Below are 667 nucleotides of genomic sequence, written 5' to 3'. Positions count from 1 at the left end.
GGGGGGGGGGGTTAGACGAGGGCGGCGGCGGGGCAGAAGAATTCGTGGCGGCTTTGGTGTGCGGGTACGCCCAAGGCCTTGAGGTGGCGCTTAATACGCCCCTTGTAGGAGCGAGCTTGCTCGCGAAGAACGTCAACGATAACGCGTGCATCCTGGATGAACGCGGTGTCTTTGAGTTTTTCGCGAGCAAGCTCGCTCCTACAGGTGTGTGTGGGGGGGGGTTATTCGAGGGCGGCGGCTGGGCCGAAGAATTCGTAGCGGCTTTGTTTTTCGGGTACGCCCAAGGCCTTGAGGTGGCGATTAATACGCCACTTGTAGGAGCGAGCTTGCTCGCGAAGAACGTCAACGATAACGCGTGCATCCTGGATGAACGTGGCGTCTTTGAGTTTTTCGCGAGCAAGCTCGCTCCTACAGGTGTATGTGTGTGGGGGGGGTTATTCGAGGGCGGCGGCTGGGCCGAAGAATTCGTAGCGGCTTTGTTTTTCGGGTACGCCCAAGGCCTTGAGGTGGCGCTTGATACGCCACTTGTAGGAGCGAGCTTGCTCGCGAAGAACGTCAACGATAACGCGTGCATCCTGGATGAACGTGGCGTCTTTGAGTTTTTCGCGAGCAAGCTCGCTCCTACAGGTGTATGGGTGTATGGGTGTGTGGGGGGGGTTATTCGAGG

At 58.5% G+C, this 667-nt stretch carries 1 protein-coding gene; it reads left to right on the top strand.

The window, feature by feature from the left end; translation table 11 throughout:
- Positions 1 to 116: 116 nt before the first annotated feature.
- On the top strand, positions 117 to 667 hold a 551-nt coding region (locus INT12_RS30840), incomplete at its 3' end, for a hypothetical protein (RefSeq protein ID WP_193059221.1).

The organism is Pseudomonas sp. K8 (genome assembly GCF_014889455.1).
Lineage (GTDB): Bacteria > Pseudomonadota > Gammaproteobacteria > Pseudomonadales > Pseudomonadaceae > Aquipseudomonas > Aquipseudomonas veronii.
This window is presented reverse-complemented; position numbering and strand designations above follow the sequence as displayed.